This window comes from Paraburkholderia sp. MM5482-R2, assembly GCF_050436125.1.
Lineage (GTDB): Bacteria > Pseudomonadota > Gammaproteobacteria > Burkholderiales > Burkholderiaceae > Paraburkholderia > Paraburkholderia tuberum.
In genome coordinates, this window is sequence record NZ_JBNDLP010000004.1 from 77613 (window position 1) to 98032 (window position 20420).

Genomic DNA, 20420 nt, shown 5'->3' on the forward strand with positions numbered 1-20420 from the left:
ACGGAAAGGGATCCAGCATGGCCAGCACATCGAAAAATGCGTCGACGCGCAACACCGTATTCGGAGTCGTACGCACGCAGTTACTGCGCGTCTGCCGCGAGCATCAGCGTGATTTCAACACGGAGATTCGCCTCGACAGTTCGCTGATCGCCGATCTTGGCCTCGACTCGCTGTCGCTCGTCGAAGCCGTGGTCGCAATCGAGCAGGCGTTTGGCATCGAGCGTCTGCCTCTAGAAGCGTTGAACGAAGAACGCGCCGAAACGTATTTCACGGTCGGCTCGCTAGTGGACCTGTGCATCCGGCACGCCGCCGTCCGTGTAGACGCCAATGACGGGTTGCGCACATGAGCCCGCGCCTTTCGCTGGTCACCGCGCATGCGAGACGTGGCCGGCTCGCCACTGCGGCAGCCGCGTTCGGTCACACGCTCGGCCGCTTGCCTCTGGCGGCCGACGCGGTGCCGATCGCCGGCGCGTTCGTCTGCTCGCTGCTGCTATACGGACGGATAGCCGGCGTCGCCAGTGAACCGGGCTGGCGCTTGCTGGCCGGTCTTGCGTCGTTTTTTTTGCTGTTCGTCCAGCTTCGCCTGATCGACGACCTCGACGACCTCGAACGCGACTATCCCGCCGGGCACGCGCTGTTGGCGCGACGCGAGGCGCGACGCACACGCCTCGTCGCCAGCCTCGCGGCAAGCGCGATCCTGCTCGTTGCGCTGAACGCCGGCATGGGGCACGCGCGAACGGCCGCCGCTGCCGCTACCGCACTGGCCTTCGCTGCGCCGTTCGTCTTCAAGCGGCTGCTCGCGACCCACCCGCTGCTGTGCCTACCCGTTTTCGAGGGCGCGCCCTTCGCCATCTTCATGTACGGCTTTTTCTTGTGGCGCGACGTTGCTAGGCGCGAACTGAGCTTCTACGTCGTGGTGTGCGTAGCGGGTTCGATGTGGACCGGCTACGAATTCTGGAAGTTCTCGCGCAAGGTCGGCACCACCGCACTGCAGCCCTATCTCCTGTCGGCGCGCGCCATTCGGGTCGCGCTGAATGCCCTGCTGATTCTGGCGCTCGGCATCAACGTGTCGCTCTCGCGCCTGGCAAGCCTGTCGCAAACGTATTCGATCTATGCCGCAACGCTGCCGCTCGTGTGGCTCGTGTGGCTCAACGCGAGCTGGCCGGGCCCCGCGAGCAGACCGGGCCGGCCACGCTGGGCTGGCACCCGCTTCATCGTCGCCGTCGAGCTCGGACTGCTGGCCGGGCTTCTCCTCAAATGACACGCAACCCTGGATGGTCACCCACGATGGATAAGCACGTTCTCGTCACCGGTGCGCGAGGTCTGTTGGGCGCCGAAGTGATCGCCCGGCTGACGGCAATGGGGTACCCGGTCGTCGCATTCTTGCGCTCCGATGGACCGGTTGTCCGCAACGACGGCACACCGCTCGCGGCAACACCGTACGGCGGCCACACGCCCGCTGCCGGAACCTTCGCATGTGTGCGAGGCGACGTCGCCGAGCCCAGGCTTGGACTCGTTCCACACACCTACGAGGCACTGCGCGCGGCAACGGGCGCGATCGTGCACTGTGCCGCGCTAACCAGCTTCGGGCGCAAGCCCGAGGTCTACGACGCGATCAACTTTCGCGGCACCGAGCGCATCGTCGAGTTCGCGCAAGGTAGCGGCGACGCGCCGATTCCGCTGCTCTACGTCAGCACCGCCTATGTCTGCGGCGAGCGCCCCGGCGTATTCAGCGAGGACGACCTCGAACTCGGTCAGCGTCTGGGCAACCCGTATGAGCAGAGCAAGTACCGCGCGGAACAGTCGGTGCGAGCGGCGATGCGCAGCGGTCTGCCGGCGGCGGTGCTGCGCCCGTCGATCATCGTCGGCGACTCGGCGAGCGGCGTGATCCGCAAGTTCGACACGCTGTACACCGTCGTGCGCCTGACGGCCGCGGGACTCGTGCGCACGATGCCGGGCGACTACGGCGCGACGCTGAACATCGTGCCGATCGACTGGGTCGCGGACTGCGTCGTCGAAGCGCTGGCGAAGTTTCCGCTCGTGCGCGGACGCACGCTGCATCTGACCTCGGGCACGCCGACGACGCTGCGCGAAATCAATGACGTCTGCGCGGAGTTTCCCTCGTTTCACGTGCCTCGCTATGTGCCGCGGCATGTCTTCGACGCCGCCGCGATGAAACCGCTCGAGCGGCGTTACTACGACGAGGTCGTGAAACTGTACGAGTCGTACCTGACGCGCCAGGTGCGCTTTGCACGCGACGCGACCGCCGCGATCCTGCCGGCCCTGCCTCGCGCGACGGGCAAAACGCTGCTGCGCAGGATCTTTCGTTACGGGATCGCGGCGGGCTACTTCGTGCCGCGCACGGCTTGACGCTCAGGGAGCCTAACCATGTTGATGACTGATCCGATGCTCGCCGAACTCTGGCAAAAAGCGCGGGCCGCGCTCGGCACCCAGTTCGAACAGCGGGCACCGAGCGCCGTGTTTCTCGAAGGCTCGATCGCCGAAGGCTTTGGCAACGAGCGCTCCGACGTCGACTTCGTCGCGATCGTCGATAGCGGGCTGGAGCCAGCCACGATGCCGTACATCCTGTTCATCGACGGCCGCCGCGTCGAGGTCAGGTTGCTGAGTCCGGCGCGGCTGCGCCGCGAACTCGCGCAGGCTCGCGCAGCGCTCGGCAAAGGCCGGCGCGCGGTCGCGCGTCTGTCGTGGAATCTGCTCGAACGGTGCCAGCGCTTTATCGGCGCGCTGCCGATCGACAACCCGGCGTTGATCGAGACGCTGCAAGCGGAGCTTGGCCGCGAGGCGCTCTGCGAGGCGGTGGCGCTGTGGTTCGAGGATTTCGCGCGTCAGACCGGCCGTTATGCGGTGGCGATGTTCGCGCTCGGCGAGCCCGACTACGCACGCGCCTGGATCAGGACCGCCGCGTTTCATGCGGCGAAGAGTCACGTGGCACGCCTCGGCGAGTGCTACATGAGTCCGAAATGGCTGTCGCTGCAACTCGAACGCGCGGCCGTCGACGCCGGCCGCGTCGGCCGTCTGTGGAGCCTGCTGCACGCGCCGCGCGAGCATGGCGCCGAAAGCGGGTTCCTCGCGGCGGGGGTCGCGCTGATCCGCGAGTTCGGCGTCAACGGTGTGAGCCTCATGGCCGACAACGTGCTGATTGGCCCCGGCAAGGACACGACGACCTGGCAGATCGGCGAACGGGTCCACGTGCTGCGAGGTAGCGACGTCTTTGCGCTCGACGACGAAGCGACCCAGGCCTGGCGAGTGATCACATTCGACACGCCATGCAAGGCCATCGCCAGCCGTGGCGACGCGCAAACGGCGAGCCGGCAGCGCGCGCTGATCGCGGACTTCAGCCGGCTGGGTCTCGTCAGCCTGCGCTGGAAGGGCAGCGGAGAAATCCACGCACGTCAGCAGGCGACGTCGATGCCGGCGTCGCGCGCGCCGTTGATTTCGATCGACGGCGCGCGCCTCGCGGGCGGCCGCGCGAGCGGTGCCCAGTTGCTCCCGATGCCCGCCGGGCGCTTCGCCGAAGCGGGTCTCGAGATGATCTGGGCCAACATCGGTCTCGAGAACGCGCGAGAGGATGCCCAGGGCGCACTCCAGCGCGGCCAATGGAAGGTGCTCGAGTACGCGCTGCAACGGATGATGCAGACCGCCTGCATGGTCACGCTCGGCGCGCATGGCGTGACGCCGCAGTCGACGATGGAAGAAGCGACGCTCGACGCGATCCGGCTGCTGCCGCTCGATGCGGCGCTGATCGACGGCATCCGCGAACTCGAACAGTGCTCGATCGGATCGGCTCGCGATGCACAGCGTTACGTCGCGCTCGCCGATGAACTCGCGCAGCGTCTGCGCGACCTCGGCGGCGACCCGCGGTTTCCGGCGAGCTTCGATACGGCGTCGGGCTGGCGCGGAACGATCCACGCCGCCTACGACTGGATCAACCTCGGCGCGCATCTGCACGCGCGCTTCCCGCAGACCGCTCACGGCGGGCGCGGTACAGCCGAGGAAGCAAGAGACCTGCTCGCTTCGTCGAGCACCTGAGCAACGGGGACCTCAATGACTTTCGACACCATTACGCGCGCACGCGGCGAATTCGAATCGGCCGAAAGCTGCGCCGCCCCGACAGCATCGCCACGCGTGATCCTGACCGCGGCGAGTCCGGCCGAAACGATCGAGCGGCTCGCCGGCAACAAGGGGCGATCGCTCCATCGGCTTGCCAACCTCGGCGTGGCGGTGCCGCACTGGGCGATTCTCGGCACCGACTGCTTCGCGGAGTTCCGCCGCGACGGCGGCCTCGATCAGACCATCGCCGCGCTATTGCGCGACTTCACGCCTGCGAACGCCGCCGCGATCGCGAGCGCGATCCGCGAGGCCGTGCTGACATGCGACATCAGCGCCGCGTTGCGCGCCGACATCGCTCGCGCGCACGACATCATTGGAGACGGACCGCTCGCGGTGCGCTCGTCCGGCATCGAAGAAGACAGCGCGAGCTTCTCGTTCGCAGGCCAGTTCGACACGTTCCTCGACGTCCGCGGGCTCGACTCGACGCTCGAACACGTACGCCGGTGCTGGGCTTCCGCGTATTCCGAGCGCTCGCTGCGCTACCGGCATCAGCACGGACTCGATATCGCCGGCGCCGGTATGGCCGTGATCCTGCAGCGCCTCGTTCAGGCGGACACGAGCGGCGTCGTGTTCACGATCAACCCGGCCAACGGCAACCGCGACGAGCTCGTGCTGAGCGCCGTCTACGGGCTCGGCGAGGGACTCGTGTCGGGCGCGGTCGACGCCGACACGATCACCGTGGACCGCCACACCGGACAGCCCAGGCAGGTGGTGATCGGTGAAAAACGCGAGCGTCATGACGGCCGCCACATCCGCGAGGTGCCGGCCGCGCTGCGCGACGCAGCGGCCCTCTCTAACGACGAGATCGAGCGCGTCGTGGCGGCGGCCCGCACGCTCGAAAGCGAGCTCGGCGAGCCGCTCGATATCGAATGGTGTATCGCGGAGCACCAGCTGTGGATTCTGCAGGCGCGCCCGGTGACCACGCCGATCGCACCGGCCCCATCGCGGACCGGCGAATTTCAGCTATGGGACAACTCCAACATCGTCGAGAACTATCCCGGCGTGACGACGCAACTGACCTTCACCTTCGCGCAGCACGTCTATGCGCAGGTGTTCCGCGAGTTCTGCCGGTTGCTCGCGATTCCGCACAAGCAGCGCCGCGAGATGGATGGCTTCCTCGGCTCGACGCTCGCGTTCCTGAACGGGCGCGTGTACTACAACCTGCTGCACTGGTACAAGCTTTCCGGGCTCGCGCCGTTCCAAAACCTCGGGCGCAAGATGATGGAAGTCCAGATGGGCGTCGACGAGCCGCTCGATCTGGCGAGCTTCGCCGCGCTGATCGCGCCGTACAAGACCGGCTCGCGCGCCGGACTCGCCTGCATCCGGGCCTTGAGCGGCACGAAGTTCGCGTGGCACTTCGCGCGTCTCGCGCGCAACGTCGAGCGCTTCCGCGCGTTTTTCTATCCGGTCTACGACGAGTTCAACGCGCTCGACTATCGCTCGCTTCCCGCCGACGCGGTCTATGCGCACTACTGCCGCTTCGAGCAGGCGCTGCTAGCACGCTGGGGCATGATGATCGTGCTCGAATCGGCGATCGGTCTAAGTTACGGCGTCGTCCGGCGGCTGATCAAGCGGTGGATGCCCGGTGCGCCCGACTGGCTCGAAGTGGCGGTGATCGGCGGCATGGACGACATCGAGTCGATCGAGCCGGTCCGCAGGCTGAGCGCAATTGCGCAAGCCGTGCGGGCGAAGCCTCAGGTCGAAGCGCTGATCCGCAACACGCCGTCTGCCGTTGCGTATGCGGCGCTGCGCGGATGCGGCGCGCCCGAGATCGTCGCCGACATCGAGCGCTACCTCGCCGACTTCGCGTACCGCAGCAACAACGAACTGAAGCTCGAAGAGCCCGACCTGCGCGAAGACCCGGGCGTGCTGTTCGATATGTTGAAGGCCGCGCTCGCGCATGGTGCCGTATCGATCGATCGCAGCGCCACCGAAGCGCGCATCGACGCGTTGTTGCGTGAGCGGCTCAATCCGCTGCAGCGCTGGATTTTTGCACGCGCGCGCGGCCGCGTGCGCGCCGCGATCCGGGCGCGCGAGACCGTGCGCTTTTGCCGTTCGCGCGCGTTCGGGGTCGCGCGCCGGATGTTCCGCGCAATCGGCGAGGGTCTCGCCGCCGACGGCGTGCTGGCGACGGGCCGCGACATCTTCCATCTGCGCCTCGAGGAAATTCGCGGGTGCTTCGAAGGCACCGTCTCCCACCGCGAACTGCGCCCGCTCATCGAGCAGCGCAAGCGCGACGATGCCAGCTATCGCGACATGGCTGACCTGCCGCCACGCTTCGTCACGCATGGCCCGGTAGCGGCCTGGCTCAGCAACCCGGCGAACCTCGCCGCGTTGCGCGCGGCGCCTGCCCACGCGGCCGGCGCGACGCTGCGCGGCACGCCCTGCTCGCCGGGCTTCGCCGAAGGACGGGCGAAGGTCGTGCGCGAAGCGAACGAGTTCGACGGCGGGATCCTCGTCACCTATCGGACCGACCCCGGCTGGGTGCCCGTATTCGCGTCGGCGACCGGACTGCTGATCGAGCGTGGCAGTCCGTTGACCCACGCCGCGATCGTCGCCCGCGAAATCGGCATCCCGACCGTCGTCCAGATTCCGGGCCTCACCACGCGCGTGCAGTCGGGCATGCAGCTCAAGGTCGATGGCCATAGCGGCGTGATCGAGCTGCCCGAGCCGACCTGACATGAATTGACCGCCCGCTGACCACTGAAACCGCCCCTGAAGGAAACCACCATGTACCGCCTGCTCAATGATCGCCGCGACCTGCCGCATCTGCGGCTCTACCTCCAGTGCGCGCTGATATTCATTCCCGCCGCAGCCGTGCTGTTTGGGCTCGGCCGCTTTCCCTGGTGGCTGGGCGTTGCATACGTGCTGGTCTGGAACGCGTTCGGCGACCGTTTCACGATGAGCTACCACTGCACGCTGCATCGGCGGCTCTTCAGGAAGCAGTACCGCGCGCTCGAAATCCTGCTCGACTGGGTGCTGTGTCCGTTCTTCGGTCAGACGCCGGGCACGTTCTATGTCCATCACATGGGCATGCATCACATCGACGACAACCTGCCACGCGACCTGAGCTCCACGATGCGGTTTCAGCGCGATAGCGTCATCGGCTTTCTGCACTACTACCTGCGCTTCGCCGCGCTGGTGCCGCTCGATCTGTCCGTCTATCTGTGGCGCTCGCGCAATACGAAGCTGATCAGGCAACTGCTCGTGGGTGAGGTCGCGTTCTACGCGGCGGTCGCCGCCGCCGCGTACTGGAACCTGCGGGCGACGCTGGTCGTGTTCGTGTTTCCGTTCGTGTTCGTGCGGCTGATGATGATGATCGGCAACTGGGTCCAGCACGCGTTCATCGACCCCGATCAGCCTGACAACCCGTACACGAGCAGCACCAATACGATCGACTCGCGTTTCAATGCGCGCGTCTTCAACGCCGGTTATCACATCTACCACCACGTCCGCAAAGGCACGCACTTCAGCGAGCTCACGAAGGAATTCGCGGCGAACCTCGAGAAGTACGGTCGCGAGGACGCGGTCGTGTTCGATCGCATCGACATCGCGCAGATCTGGCTGCTGCTCGTCACGCGCCAGCACCGCAAGCTCGCCACGCATTTCGTGCGCTTGCCGGGCGCGCCGGTGCGCAGCGACGACGAGGTGATCGCGCTGCTGCGTCGCCGTCTGCAGCCGATCCGCGACTGGACGCCCGCTGCTTCGCTCGATCACTGAATCTCGATTACCTGACAGGGGACCCCGTCACCATGAACCAGACGCTAGTCGATGCCGTTGCAGCGCTGCCGCGCGGCGACGCTCGAGGCCTTCGCTTCGTCTCCACGCACGGTGACGAGCACTACTATCCTTACGAGGCGCTCGAACGCGAGGCGCGCAACCACGCGAAAAAGCTCGTGGCACTGGGGCTGAACAAGGGCGAGCGCGTCGCGCTCGTGGTCCTCGACCCGGAAGCGTTCATCCTGAGCTTCCTCGGCGCCTCGTTCGCCGGTCTCGTCCCGGTACCGATATTTCCGCGCGGAAGCCTGAACTTCAGGACCCGCACACGTTACGCCGAAACTGTCAGTCACATCGTGCGCTCGGCAGGCGCCCGGATGCTGCTCACGTCGAACTCGACAAGAGAGACCATCGAGGACGTGCTCGCCGTCGACACCGGTCTCGAACGTATCGTGACCATTGAAGCGCTGCTCGACGGCGAGCCTCCCGCGTGCGATTTGCCCACGCTGCATCCCGATGACCTGTGCTTCCTGCAATACACGTCGGGCAGCACGTCGCTGCCGAAAGGCGTGATGGTCACGCATCGCAATCTGGTCGCGAATGCGACGGCGTTCCTCGGACCCCGCGGCATCGATCTGCGCGAGCAGGACGTCTATGTCAGCTGGCTGCCGCTGCACCACGACATGGGGCTCATCAGCGTGCTCGGCGCGCTGATCTGCGACTTGCCGTGCGTGCTGCTGGCAACCGAAGCGTTCGTGCGCCGGCCCGGCCTCTGGATGGAGGCGATCACGAAATACCGCGGCACCATCAGCTTCGCGCCGAACTTCGCGTACGCGCTCGCCGCTCGCCGTAGCCGCGACCAGGACCTCGAAGGCCTCGATCTGCGGCGGCTGCGCGTCGCCGGCTGCGGTGCCGAGCCGATCAACGCGCAAGCGCTGCGCCAGTTCTGCGCGCGCTTCGAGCCGGCCGGTTTTCGTGCCGAAGCGCTGCTGCCGTGCTACGGGATGGCCGAAGCAACCCTCGCGATCACGTTTCACGACCACGGCCAGCCGCTCGTCACCGACGTCGTCTATGCGGCCGCGCTGGGGCTTGGTCGAGCGATACCGGCTGCGCGTGATAACGGCTTACGGACGATCGAACTGGTCGGCTGCGGCCATTGCTTTCCCGGCCACGAGTTGCGGATCGTCGACGAATCCGGGCGCGCGTTGCCCGAACGCTGTGTCGGCGAAATCGTCACGCGCGGGCCCAGCATCACCGTGGGCTATTACGGCCAGGCCGACGCGAGCGCCGACGCGTACCGCGACGGCTGGCTGCAGACCGGCGATCTCGGCTACCTCGCCGGCGACCAGCTGTATATCTGCGGCCGCAGCAAGGACCTGATCGTCATTCACGGCTCGAACCTCTATCCGCAGGACATCGAATGGGCGGTGGCCGAGTTGCCGAGCGTGCAAAGCCGCGGTGTCATCGCGTTCAGCGTGATGCGCGACGGCGACGAGACACTGGTCGTCTGTGCCGAGGGCAAGCCGGCGGAGGCCACGGCGCTGCGGCGTGCGATCGCGCAGAAGGTCGCCGAATGCGCGGGCCTGCAGGTCGGTCACGTTGCGATCGTGCAGGCGGGCAGCTTGCCGCGGACTTCGAGCGGCAAGGTGCAGCGCCGCCGGACCAAGGCACAGTTCGAAGCCGGCGAGTTGGAGGAACACTCGTGAGCATGCGCTGGCGCGAGATCATGCTGACGGTGTCGGGCGCGCTCTCGCTCGCCGCCTGTCACGCGAAAGAAGCCGAGGTGACGCTGCCGCGCCCGGTCATCGCCGTGATCGTGCATCGGGACAGCAAGCCCGTGCTCGCGACGCTGCCGGGCGAAGTCAACGCGCGCTATGCGACGCCGCTGTCGTTTCGCATCGCGGGCAAGCTGATCGAGCGGAAGGTGCGGCTCGGCGATACGGTCACGGCCGGCCAGGCGATCGCGCGGCTCGATGCCGACGACGCGCAACGCAGCCTCGCGGGCGCGCAGGCCCAATTGATGGCGGCGCAGCATCGGCTCACCTTCGCCGAGCAGCAACTCGATCGCGACCGGGCGCAGGCGCAGGAACAGCTGATCTCGACAGCGCAGCTCGAGCAGACCCAGGATGCGTATGTGGCGGCCGCCGCGCAGCGCGATCAGGCGCTACAACAGTTCGCGCTGCTGCAGAATCAGACGCAGTACACGGTCCTCACGGCGGACCATGCCGGCGTCATCACCGCCGAAGACGCCGATACCGGGCAGAACGTCGCGGCGGGACAAGCGGTCTACCATCTCGCCTGGTCCGGCGAGCTCGATATTCTCTGCGACGTGCCCGAGAGTCTGCTGAACGCGCTGGCGATCGGCAGCGCGGCCAGCGTCTCGCTGCCGGCCGCCACGGGCAGACGCTTCACGGCACACGTGCGGGAGCTGTCGCCGGCTGCGGACCCCGGTAGCCGCACCTATCGCGCGAAACTGACGCTCGATGCGCCAGGCCCCGAGGTCCGCCTCGGCATGACGGCCATCGTCACGTTCGCCGCGGCCGGCGAGGCGCAAGCGGACGACCCGATCACGCTGCCCGCGAGCGCGCTCTTTCACGACGGCAACGCGCCGGCCGTCTGGGTCGTTCGGCCGGGCGACCAGGCGCTGGAACTGCGCCGGGTCCAGGTTGGCCGCTACGACGACCGCACGATCTCGGTCGCGCGAGGCCTCAACGACGGCGAGCGCGTCGTGCTGCAAGGGGTGCATACCGTCAGCGCCGGCGAAACCGTGCGCGCGGTAGCGCCGTTGCATCCCGAGGACTTCGCATCATGAGAGCGCCGTTCGGCCAGGGGCCCGACGGAGCGGGCGGACCCGGCGGACCCGGCGGAGCGGGCGGACCGCGGCGGCCGGCAGCGGACGATACCGGCCGCTTCAATCTGTCCGCGTGGGCGATCCGTAACCAGGCGCTGGTCATCTTCGCCGTCGTGCTCGCGACGCTGTTCGGTGTGCTCGCCTATTCCCGGCTCGGACAATCCGAGGACCCGCCGTTCACGTTCCGCGCGATGGTGATCCGGACCTTCTGGCCCGGCGCGACCGCACGCCAGGTCGAGGAACAGGTGACCGACCGGATCGGCCGCAAGCTCCAGGAAACGCCTCATCTCGACTATCTGCGCAGCTACTCGCGTCCCGGCGAATCGCTGATCGTCTTCACGATGAAAGACTCCGCGCCGGTGAACAAAGTGCGCGAGACGTGGTACCAGGTACGCAAGAAGATTGCCGACATCGCGGATACGCTTCCGCCCGGCGTGCGGGGGCCGTACTTCGACGACGAGTTCGGCGACGTCTACACGAACATCTATACGCTCGCCGGCGACGGGTTCTCGCCGGCGCAATTGCACGACTATGCCGACGAACTGCGCGGCGTGCTGCTGCGCGTGCCCGGGGTCGCGAAAGTCGATTATTTCGGCGACCCCGACGAGCACATCACGATCGAGATTCCCAACGCGCAATTGACGCGGCTCAGTATCACGCCGCAACAGCTCGCGCGGGCGATCAACGCGCAAAACGCGGTCACGCCGAGCGGCACGCTGACCACCGCGTTCGACCGCGTGTACGTACGTCCAAGCGGCCAGTTCACCGACCTGAAGGCGATGGCCGACACGCTGATCGACATCAATCACCGCCTGGTTCGTCTCGGTGACATTGCCTCGATCAGGCGCGGCTACGACGATCCGCCGGTCTCGCAGGTTCGCACCGGCGGCCGCGCGGTGCTCGCCATCGGCATCACGATGCAGGCAGGCGGCGATGTGATTCAGCTCGGCAAGCGGCTCGATGCGCAGACAGCGGAATTGCGTGCGCGTCTGCCCGCGGGGCTCGAACTCGTCGAGGTGTCGAGCATGCCGCACGCGGTCTCGCATTCGGTCAACGGTTTTCTGCGGGCCGCCGCCGAAGCCATCGTGATCGTGCTGGCCGTGAGCCTCATCTCACTGGGCTGGCGCGCCGGCGTGGTGGTGGCGATCTCGATCCCGGTCGTGCTCGCGGTCACCGCGCTATGCATGAACGGTTTCGACATCGGCCTGCACAAGATCTCGCTCGGCACGCTGGTCCTCGCGCTGGGCCTGCTCGTCGACGATGCGATCATCGCGGTCGAGATGATGGCCGTGAAGCTCGAGCAGGGCTGGGGCCGCGCGAGGGCCGCGGCGTTCGCCTACAGCAGTACCGCATTTCCGATGCTGACGGGAACCCTCGTCACGGTGGCGGGATTCCTGCCGATCGCGCTGGCAAAATCGGCCACCGGCGAATACACGCGCTCGATCTTTCAGGTGTCCGCGATTGCGCTGATCGCTTCGTGGTTCGCGGCGGTCATGCTGATTCCGTTGCTCGGCTATCACCTGCTACCCGAACGCAAGGACACCGCACGCGAGACGCCTCGGCGCGCGCTTCGCAAGCTCCGCCGGCGCGACGACGCGCAGACGCGCCGGACCCCGGTGGCGGCGCCGCGCGCCAGCCGCTTTCATGACCGCCTGCGCGACTGCATCGCGTGGTGCGTGAAGCGGCGCCTCGTCGTGCTCGGCGTCACGGCCGCCTTGTTCGTTGCCGCGTTGGCCGGCTTCGCGTTCGTGCCGCAACAGTTCTTCCCGAGCTCCGAGCGGCCCGAACTGCTCGTCGACATGCGGCTGCCCGAAGGCGCGTCGTTCCAAGCGACGCTGCGCGAAGCCGCGCGCCTCGAACAGACGCTGGCCGGCCGGCCCGAGATCGATCATCTGGTCGACTTCGTCGGCGCGGGCGCCCCCCGCTTCTACCTGCCGCTCGACGTGCAGTTGCCCCAGCCCAACTTCGCGCAGCTCGTGATCACCGCGAAGTCCGTCGACGATCGCGCAAAGCTCGAACGCTGGCTCGCGAGCACGCTGCAAAACAGCTTTCCCGCCGTGCGCGCGCGCGTTTCGCCGCTCCAGACGGGCCCCTCGGTCGGCTATCCGGTGCAGTTTCGTGTCAGCGGAAGCGACCTCGCCACCGTGCGGGAGATCGCGGAAAAGGTCGCGGCGACGATGAAAGCCGATGCCCGCACAACGGGCGTCCATTTCGACTGGGACGAACCCGGCGAACGCTCGGTGCGCTTCGAGATCGACCAGCAGAAGGCGCGCGAGCTCGGCGTCACGTCGGAAGACGTGGCGAGCTTCCTCGCAATGACGCTGTCGGGCTATACGTTCACGCAGTACCGGGTCCGCGACCGCTTGATCAGTGTCGATCTGCGTGCGCCCCAGCGCGAGCGGGTCGACCCCGACGAGATCGTGAACCTCGCGATGCCGACGCCGAACGGCCCGGTGCCGCTCGGCGCGCTCGCCCACCTCAACAACGAACTCGAATACGCGGTGATCTGGGACCGCGACCGTCAACCGACGATTACGGTCCAGGCCGACGTGCGCGGCAACGCGTTGGACATCGACGTGACCCAGGCGATCGATCGGACGCTCGCGCCGCTACGCGCGTCGCTGCCGATCGGCTACCGGATCGAGACCGGCGGCGCGGGCGAGATCAGCGGCAAGGCGCAGGCGTCGGTGATCGCGCAGCTTCCGCTGATGCTCGTCGTGGTGCTGACGCTGCTGATGATTCAACTGCGCAGCTTCGCGCGCGTGCTGATGGTCGTGCTCACCGCGCCGCTGGGGCTCATCGGCGTGGTCGCCGCACTGCTGCTGTTCGGCAAGCCGTTCGGCTTCGTGGCGATGCTCGGCGTCATTGCGATGTCCGGCATCATCATGCGCAACTCGGTGATTCTGGTCGATCAGATCGAACGCAATATCGCCGCGGGCCAGGGGCGCTTCGATGCGATCGTCGGTGCCACGGTCCGGCGCTTCCGCCCGATCATGCTGACCGCCGCGGCGGCCGTGCTCGCGCTGATCCCGCTGCTGCATTCGGCCTTCTTCGGACCGATGGCGACCGCACTGATGGGCGGCATCACGGGCGCCACGGTGTTGACGCTGTTCTTCGTTCCCGCTCTGTACGCGACCGCATTCAAGGTGCGGCACTTCGAACGCGGTGTGCGAACCGCGACCCCGACAATCGAATCTACGTGGAGCTGATCGTGGGCACAGACTGCAACCCCGTCGACGGGCCGGCGCTCGCGAGCGCGCCGCATTTCGCCGGCGCGCCGGGTCGAACGCGGGCAGCGGCGATCCATGGTTGGCGCGCGGCGTTCGGCGCGGCCGCGACGATCGCGCTTGGCGCATGCTCGTTCGGTCCGGGCGGCAAGCCGCCCGCGATGCCCTCTCCCGCCCATTACGGCGTCGAGCCTCAGCCCACGCAAACGGTCGCCGCGCTCGGTGTCGCGCAGCACTTCGCCACCGGCGCGCAGCCTGTGCCGCAATGGTGGCGGCTGTTCGAATCGACAGCGTTGAATGACCTCGTCGAAGAAGGTCTGCGCAACAGCCCGACGCTCGCCGCCGCCGACAAGCACCTGGCCGCCGCGCACGAACAACTGCGGGCGCAGATCGGGGCCTCGCTGCTGCCGTCGGTCGATCTGGTGGGGCAGGCCTCGCGCGGGCGCGATCTCGGCATTCCGGTTCCCGGCGGCCCGAATACGCTGCTTTACAACGAGTTCATCGGCGTAGTCCAGGCGCAATATACGTTCGACCTGTTCGGCGCGGTGCGTAAAGCCAACGCGGCCCGATCAGCGCGTGTCGAGATCGACGCGTATCAACGCGAAGCCGCGCGCCGCGCACTGGCCACCAACATCGTCACGGCGACGATCGCGGCGGCGATGTTGCGCGCCGAGATCGACGCGACCGAGCGATTGATCGCGCTTGCGGGCGATCAGGCTCACGATACCGAACGGCATTACGAACTCGGATCGCTGACGCGCGGCGACGTATCGACTGCCCGGCAAGGCATCGCCGCGCTCGAGGTCAGCGTGGCCGATCTGCGGCAACGGCTGACGGTGACGAGACATGCGCTTGCGGTGCTGCTCGGCCGCACGCCCGACGCGGCGCCGCCCGAGCCCGAGCTGGCGAGCCTGCACTTGCCGCAGGACCTGCCCGTCGTGCTGCCATCGGACCTGTTGCGCGCGCGGCCCGATATCGCGGCCGCCGAGTCGGCGCTGAAGGCCGCCGCAGACGACGTCGGCGTCGCGACGGCACAGCTGTTTCCGAGCCTGACGCTGAACGCTTCGATGGGACAAGGCGGCTTCAACTGGCCGCTCGCGCTGTCGGGCGCAGGCGCGATCTGGAGCATCGCCGCGACGATGTCGCAGGCGCTTTTTCATGGCGGCGCGCTCGTCGCACAGCGGCGCGCGGCAATCGACACCTACGAGGCCGCCGTGTTCGAGTACAAGCAGACCGTGCTGGCGGCGTTCGAAAACGTCGCGGACACGCTTGCGTCGCTCGAACACGACGCGCAGGCGCTCGACGCGGCGAGCGGCGCTGCCCGTGAGGCACGCGAGGCGTTCGACGATGCCACGTCGCGTCACCGGCTCGGCGCGCTGCCCGCTGCATCCGCCCGCGGCGGCGAGCAGCAGTACGAAGCAGCGAGGCTCGAAGAAATCCGCCTGATCGGCCGGCGCCTGGCCGATACGGCGACGCTGTTTCAGGCGATGGGCGAACTGCCGGCGGGCAGCAGCCAGACACCTGACCATCTGGCCGGCGAGTGATCGGCCCGCCGCTGCCGACGGCGCCCGCTTGCGTTCAGCCGGCGCGTCGACGCGGAACGCCCACAAGGTAAGTCAGACCGATCGGCGAGCCCTGCACCGGCAGCGTGCCGATGTCCCATTCGAAGCTCTGCTGGTCCGGGATACGCGCCACCATCTCACGCAATTCGTCGGGGTTGTAGATGCGCAGCATCGACACGATGCCGTCGAACAGACACAGCAGCGGGATAGCCGGCAGCACATAGGTGAGCGCTAGTCGCGACCAGCGAAACGGTCGGATCAGCGGAGTCAGCGCGAGCATCATCAGCGGCATCGCCAGGATGAACACGACGCCGAGCAGCCGGTGGTCGGCACCCTCGACGATGACGATCGCGCGGCGCTTCGTCACCGCGTCGGCGAGGATCGCCCGCGCATCGTCCGGCCGAAAATGGTGGAAAGCGTTGAACATCGTGCGCACACCGTCGAATCCCGATGGCACGTCCATCGCGTCCACCGGTTCGCTCACATAGGTGACGCGGCCGGCTGCCCCGGCGGATACGTGCTCGTACGCGGCGCGATTGGGATAGAAGTCGGTCAGCTGCACCGTCACGCGTCCGGACTGCGCGAGCAACGGTGCAAGCGTCAGCCACGGGCCGCCGCCGCCCGAACATAGATCGACGATCCGGTCGTTGCCGACCCGCCGCATCGCTTCGCGCAGCTTGCCCGCGATGACGTTGAAACCCTTGAGGGTATTGGCCAGGAAATGCAGCCAGTCCGTCCCGCCGTCACGGATCGCCCGTGGGCACCACGGCTGGTCTTCGATTTCGAGCAGATGCAGGCGTCGCATGATCACGCGGGCAACCGAGGTAACTGAAAACCGGCGGATTTCATAACGTGCCCTGGCAGGGGTGCAACCGGGTAGACAGAGAAGGCCTGCACGCTAGGGCCTGTCAGCCTTGGCGAGCGGCAACTTGCTACCGAACTTAAACGAGCCAACGCGTGGGCTTCTTAACGACGTCAGTCGACTATACGCTGAGCCGCGCCGGCGACGTTAGCGGTTCGCATCCTGCATAATGACCACGCATGAGGATTTACCCGCATCATCCGCCGGACGGCGGCCGGGAGACGAGCGATGCAAAACGACAGACCCCCGCCGCGGCGGGTGACATATGAGAAAGGGATCCGGATCGGCGGCCCCGGCTGGTTCGGCCGGTTGCTGGCCGTCGCCCTGAGCGCGATCCTGTTCGTGGTGGCCGCGATGCTGTCGATCGTGCTGTTCGCCGTGCTGTTCGCGGTCGGCACGATCGTCGTCGGGTATCTGTGGTGGAAGATGCGCGCGTTGCGCCGGCAGACGGTCTCGTATGGCGACGACGCCCGCACCATCGACATGGAGGTCGTCCACAAGGACCCGCCCGACGACGATTCCGCGCCACGCTGAGGATCGGCTACGCGCGCCTCAAGCTGCAAGGGCCGCTTCGACCGCGCTTACGTAATTGCGAAAGCCGGCCTGCTGCAGCGCCTCTCGCAGTCGCAGCAGTTCATGTCGCGTGGCTTCGCTGAGCGGCGCCTGAAGCGCGAGTGCAAGCGCACGGCCGCGCGCCGCGAAAAGCTCGGACCACGGCAACGGTTCGCGCTGTGTATAGGCCTCGAGTGCGTCCACGTAGTGCAGCATGCCAGCAGGATCGCCCGCCCCCAGCATCGCTTCGACGGCGTCGCGATAAAACCACAGGTGATTGTGGCCGACCGCGCCGAGGCGCAACAGCGCCTCGCCTTCAGCTAGTAGCCGCGTACGCTCGCCGTTATCGTCAACCGCACGGCTCAGTGCGCTCAAGGCCTTTGGCCCGGAAAACTGAGTCCCTACCTCGCGTGAGATGGCGAGTGCTTCGCGCAGCGCCACCACTGCTTCACTACGGCATCCTTCGTCCAGTAACAGGCGCCCCTGCATCTCCAGATTCTGCGCTTCGAAGCGGCGCGCGCCCAATTGCCGGATCACACGCATTTCCTGCACCAGATGCTTGCCGGCCGCCTGCGCATCGCCTAGTTCCTGGCAGGCGAACACCCCCAGCGTCTCCCCCAGCAATTGCGCGCGAGGCTGCCCGATCAACTCGGCGGCGCGGGCGGCGGCGCTTGCGTCCTCGCGAGCCTGACTTGCGTCGTTCAGATAAATGCGGCTGAAGCCCTGCATCGACAGATTGGCAACCTCGATGCGGCCGAACCCGTGTTCGCGGCTCATCGCTACGCATTCGCTGAAATGATGGAACGCGGTCCGCATGCGCCCCTGCGCATACGCCGCATCCGCCAGACCGCCGAGCGCGCGAGCCTCTGCCTCGGGCAGACCGAGGCGCCGCGCGTAGCCAAGACCGCGCTCATGCTCGGCGCTGCAGGCGTCGATCTTGCCGAGCGGAAAGAGAATGTTGCCGCGCAGATGATGGAGGCTTGCAAGCTCGGCCAGCCGGTTGTCTCGCTCCGCGATCTTTTGCGCTTGCGCGAGTAAGCCGAGTGCTTCGTCGAGACCCTCGCTGACACGCAGACCCTCCGCGAGCCCGAGTTGGCAGTCGCAACGGGCGGCGTCGCCGGTGGCGGCGGCGAGTGCAGTGCGGTACGTCACGATCGATCCTGCGATGTCGCCCAGGTCGCGCTGAAGTTCGCCCTTGCAGCAGCTCAGTGCATGGCGGTCTGCCTCTGACTGCGCGATTTCGATGCCGCGCTCGGCCAGCCGCAGCGCGGCTTCGAAACGATGGGCGGCACGCTGTGCGGCCGCCGCGCCCAGGTAGGCGTGCGGCGCGTGCTCGTCTTCGGCGCGGTCGAGGTGCTGGGCGTACAGCGTGACATCGCTCTGTGCGAACCATTCGGCCGCGCGCAGATGAAGTTCACGGCGGCGCGCGCGCAACAACGTCGAGTAAGCGCTCTCCTGGATCAATGCGTGGGCGAACAGGAAGTCCTCGCCTTCCGGCAGCACGAGTGCATTGACGAGCAGGCCGTCGCAGACGTAGCCAGGATCGTCCACCAATTCTCGCAGCAGCGCGAGATCGAAACGCTGGCCGATCACGGCGGCCGCCTGGAACGCCAGGCGGTCACGGGGCGCGAGCCGGTCCATCCGCGCGAGCACGAGACTGCGGATCGACGCGGGCACGTTGCCGCCGCTGCCTTCTTCAGCGTTGCGCAGCAGCTGTTCGAGAAACAACGGATTGCCGCCCGCGCGCTCGATGCAGGCCACCGCGACGCGCTGGGTCGCATCGATGAAATTGCCCGCCAGGCTCAGGGCCTCGTCCTTGCGAAGCGGTCCGAGATCGATCGTGGCGAACGGGGTGTCGCGGCAACGTGCGCGCCAGCCTGCATCGATCGGATCGCCTTCCACGCGCGAAGTCGTGACCAGCAGGCCCGTGCCGTTGGCAATGCCTGACGCGAACGCCGACAGGTAGCCGATGACTTCGGCATCGGCCCAATGCAGGTCTTCGACGACGATGAGCGTCGCCGCATGGGCGCAAGCGTCCTCGGTCAGCCTCACGGCGAGCGCCTGCTTGCCGCGCTTGCGCGCGCCGTGGTCCATGGCCTCGTAGATGGTTTGCCATTCGGCGCTCTGCGGGAGATCGAGGAAGTCGTGCAGAAACACGATCTGCTCGGCCTTGACGATACCTTGGGTCGCGACCTCTGCGGCGGCGGCCTGCCGCGCTTCACTCGATGCACCGGCCGGTAAGCCGAGCAGGCTTCCAATGATGGTCCGCACCGGATCCTGGCCCTTGCCGACACCGAAATCGAGCACGAGGCTTCGATGGAGCGTGAAGCCCTGTGCCTGCGCATGGCGGCGCATCTCGTCGACGAGCCGCGTCTTGCCGATCCCGGCTTCGCCTCGCACATGAACGACATGCCCTGCTCGCCTTGCCATGCACGCATGAAGGATGCCGTGAAACTGTTCGAGCTCGGCTTCGCGTCCGACGAAGCGGCTGCGGCTCGTCCTGACGGGCTCGCTGCCAAGCGCGACGAGCCGCCATGCCCGCACCGGCGTGTCGATGCCCTTGAAGCGCCGCTCGCCGATTGCTTCGCAACTGGCGGCGTCGCCGAGCGTGCGCGCCGCGTCGTCGGATATCCAGGTTTCGCCGGCGGCCGCGGCTGCCACGAGCCGAGCGGCCAGGTTCACCGGATCGCCATGCACGGTGTAGTCCTGCGCGTCGGCGCGGCCCAGCGCGCCCGCGATGACCTCGCCACTCGCAATGCCGATATGCGCCTGCAACGGCCGCCCGGTCTGCGCGGCCAGCCGCGCCAGGCCGTCGTGAATGTCGAGAGCGGCACGGGCGGCGCGCAGCGTGTCCGTCTCGTGCGAGCGGGGCGCGCCGAACAGCGCCATCACCGCGTCGCCGATGTGCTTGTCGATCGTGCCGCCATAGGCGAGCACGATCCCGTCGACCAGCGCCGTGTAGCGTCCGATCAGCGCGCGCAAGTCTTCGGGATCGAGCGAGCGGGACAGCATCGTGTAGCCGCAGAGATCGGCGAACAGAATCGTGACCTGCCTGCGCTCGTCCGCGGGCACCTCGTTGTCGGCGGAGGTCTGGGACGGTAGCGGCGCGGCTGCCGTTAGGGCGCCTGCCGCCGCGGCCAGAATGCGCTTACGGTGGCCGAGCGACTGTACCCCCAGCTCTTTCAGGTCAACGTCGGTCAGTTGCCCGAGCAGCGACATGTCGATGTCGTTTGCCGCGAACGCCTGGGCGTACTGCTCGAGCCCGAGGTCCCGCAGCCATTTCTCGATATCCATGTTCGTCGCCCCGCCTCCGATGCGTGGCCCCGCGGGCAAAAGCTCAGACGAATAGCGCGCCTGCCGACCGCCGGTGTGAACGGCTCCGGAACTGCACGGCCTTTGCGTGGAGCTCGCCAGGTACGGGGCCGATGAATAACCAGTGTAGGTGTCCGATAAGCACGCTGCATCGCGTTTGACAGCCGTTCGAGCCGCGCAGGATACTGGCTGGCGCGCCTCACGGC

The 20420-nt window shown here is 67.3% G+C and carries 13 protein-coding genes; 11 read left to right on the top strand and 2 right to left on the bottom strand.

The annotated features are described in order from the left end of the window. The first annotated feature begins 17 nt into the window (after positions 1-17). Genes OKW37_RS36445 through OKW37_RS36490 form a run of 10 tightly spaced genes read left to right on the top strand, consistent with a single transcriptional unit; the run spans position 18 to position 15470 of the window. On the top strand, positions 18-347 hold the full coding sequence (locus OKW37_RS36445; protein WP_429402396.1) for an acyl carrier protein: 330 nt from the start codon (positions 18-20) through the stop codon (positions 345-347). Continuing rightward, positions 344-1261 carry a hypothetical protein gene (locus tag OKW37_RS36450; protein WP_429402395.1) on the top strand — a complete coding sequence of 306 codons (918 nt, stop codon included), beginning with the start codon at positions 344-346 and terminating at the stop codon, positions 1259-1261. The genes OKW37_RS36445 and OKW37_RS36450 overlap by 4 nt, the downstream gene beginning before the upstream one ends. A 26-nt stretch (positions 1262-1287) precedes the next feature. Next, positions 1288-2370, top strand: a complete 1083-nt coding sequence (locus OKW37_RS36455; RefSeq protein ID WP_429402394.1) for an SDR family oxidoreductase — start codon at positions 1288-1290, stop codon at positions 2368-2370. Between the two features lie 18 nt (positions 2371-2388). Beyond that, positions 2389-4050, top strand: a complete 1662-nt coding sequence (locus tag OKW37_RS36460; protein WP_429402393.1) for a nucleotidyltransferase domain-containing protein — start codon at positions 2389-2391, stop codon at positions 4048-4050. Between the two features lie 15 nt (positions 4051-4065). Further along, positions 4066-6810 carry a phosphoenolpyruvate synthase gene (locus tag OKW37_RS36465; RefSeq protein WP_429402392.1) on the top strand — a complete coding sequence of 915 codons (2745 nt, stop codon included), beginning with the start codon at positions 4066-4068 and terminating at the stop codon, positions 6808-6810. Between the two features lie 51 nt (positions 6811-6861). Beyond that, entirely contained in the window at positions 6862-7851 is a 990-nt protein-coding gene (locus OKW37_RS36470; RefSeq protein ID WP_184033318.1) for a fatty acid desaturase, read from the top strand. A gap of 32 nt (positions 7852-7883) precedes the next feature. After that, complete coding sequence (locus OKW37_RS36475) at positions 7884-9554, top strand: fatty acyl-AMP ligase (RefSeq protein WP_429402391.1); 1671 nt, start codon at positions 7884-7886, stop codon at positions 9552-9554. 2 nt (positions 9555-9556) lie between these two features. Further along, a complete protein-coding gene (locus OKW37_RS36480) occupies positions 9557-10660 on the top strand; it encodes an efflux RND transporter periplasmic adaptor subunit (RefSeq protein ID WP_429402537.1) in 1104 nt (367 codons plus the stop codon). Next, positions 10657-13908, top strand: a complete 3252-nt coding sequence (locus OKW37_RS36485) for an efflux RND transporter permease subunit (RefSeq protein WP_429402390.1) — start codon at positions 10657-10659, stop codon at positions 13906-13908. Before OKW37_RS36480 ends, OKW37_RS36485 begins: the two co-directional genes overlap by 4 nt. Further along, the gene (locus OKW37_RS36490; protein WP_429510090.1) at positions 13899-15470 is read left to right on the top strand and encodes an efflux transporter outer membrane subunit; all 1572 of its coding nucleotides are present in this window, start codon (positions 13899-13901) and stop codon (positions 15468-15470) included. Before OKW37_RS36485 ends, OKW37_RS36490 begins: the two co-directional genes overlap by 10 nt. A gap of 34 nt (positions 15471-15504) precedes the next feature. Here the strand turns inward: OKW37_RS36490 and OKW37_RS36495 are convergent, their stop codons facing one another. Next, on the bottom strand, positions 15505-16293 hold the full coding sequence (locus OKW37_RS36495; RefSeq protein WP_429402389.1) for a class I SAM-dependent methyltransferase: 789 nt from the start codon (positions 16291-16293) through the stop codon (positions 15505-15507). Between the two features lie 285 nt (positions 16294-16578). Here OKW37_RS36495 and OKW37_RS36500 point away from each other — a divergent pair, with 285 nt between their 5' ends. Then, positions 16579-16884, top strand: a complete 306-nt coding sequence (locus OKW37_RS36500) for a CPBP family intramembrane glutamic endopeptidase (RefSeq protein WP_184058809.1) — start codon at positions 16579-16581, stop codon at positions 16882-16884. An 18-nt stretch (positions 16885-16902) separates the two neighbouring features. On the opposite strand, the gene OKW37_RS36505 is transcribed toward OKW37_RS36500, so the two are convergent. After that, entirely contained in the window at positions 16903-20196 is a 3294-nt protein-coding gene (locus tag OKW37_RS36505; protein WP_429402388.1) for an adenylate/guanylate cyclase domain-containing protein, read from the bottom strand. Between the last annotated feature and the right edge of the window lie 224 nt (positions 20197-20420).

Coding starts and splice junctions, on each gene's coding strand:
- OKW37_RS36470 (WP_184033318.1), top strand. CDS start 6,862: ATGTACCGCCTGCTCAATGATCGCCGCGACCTGCCGCATCTGCGGCTC.
- OKW37_RS36475 (WP_429402391.1), top strand. CDS start 7,884: ATGAACCAGACGCTAGTCGATGCCGTTGCAGCGCTGCCGCGCGGCGAC.
- OKW37_RS36500 (WP_184058809.1), top strand. CDS start 16,579: ATGCAAAACGACAGACCCCCGCCGCGGCGGGTGACATATGAGAAAGGG.
- OKW37_RS36445 (WP_429402396.1), top strand. CDS start 18: ATGGCCAGCACATCGAAAAATGCGTCGACGCGCAACACCGTATTCGGA.
- OKW37_RS36495 (WP_429402389.1), bottom strand. CDS start 16,293: ATGCGACGCCTGCATCTGCTCGAAATCGAAGACCAGCCGTGGTGCCCA.
- OKW37_RS36455 (WP_429402394.1), top strand. CDS start 1,288: ATGGATAAGCACGTTCTCGTCACCGGTGCGCGAGGTCTGTTGGGCGCC.
- OKW37_RS36485 (WP_429402390.1), top strand. CDS start 10,657: ATGAGAGCGCCGTTCGGCCAGGGGCCCGACGGAGCGGGCGGACCCGGC.
- OKW37_RS36480 (WP_429402537.1), top strand. CDS start 9,557: ATGCGCTGGCGCGAGATCATGCTGACGGTGTCGGGCGCGCTCTCGCTC.
- OKW37_RS36460 (WP_429402393.1), top strand. CDS start 2,389: ATGTTGATGACTGATCCGATGCTCGCCGAACTCTGGCAAAAAGCGCGG.
- OKW37_RS36465 (WP_429402392.1), top strand. CDS start 4,066: ATGACTTTCGACACCATTACGCGCGCACGCGGCGAATTCGAATCGGCC.
- OKW37_RS36505 (WP_429402388.1), bottom strand. CDS start 20,196: ATGGATATCGAGAAATGGCTGCGGGACCTCGGGCTCGAGCAGTACGCC.
- OKW37_RS36450 (WP_429402395.1), top strand. CDS start 344: ATGAGCCCGCGCCTTTCGCTGGTCACCGCGCATGCGAGACGTGGCCGG.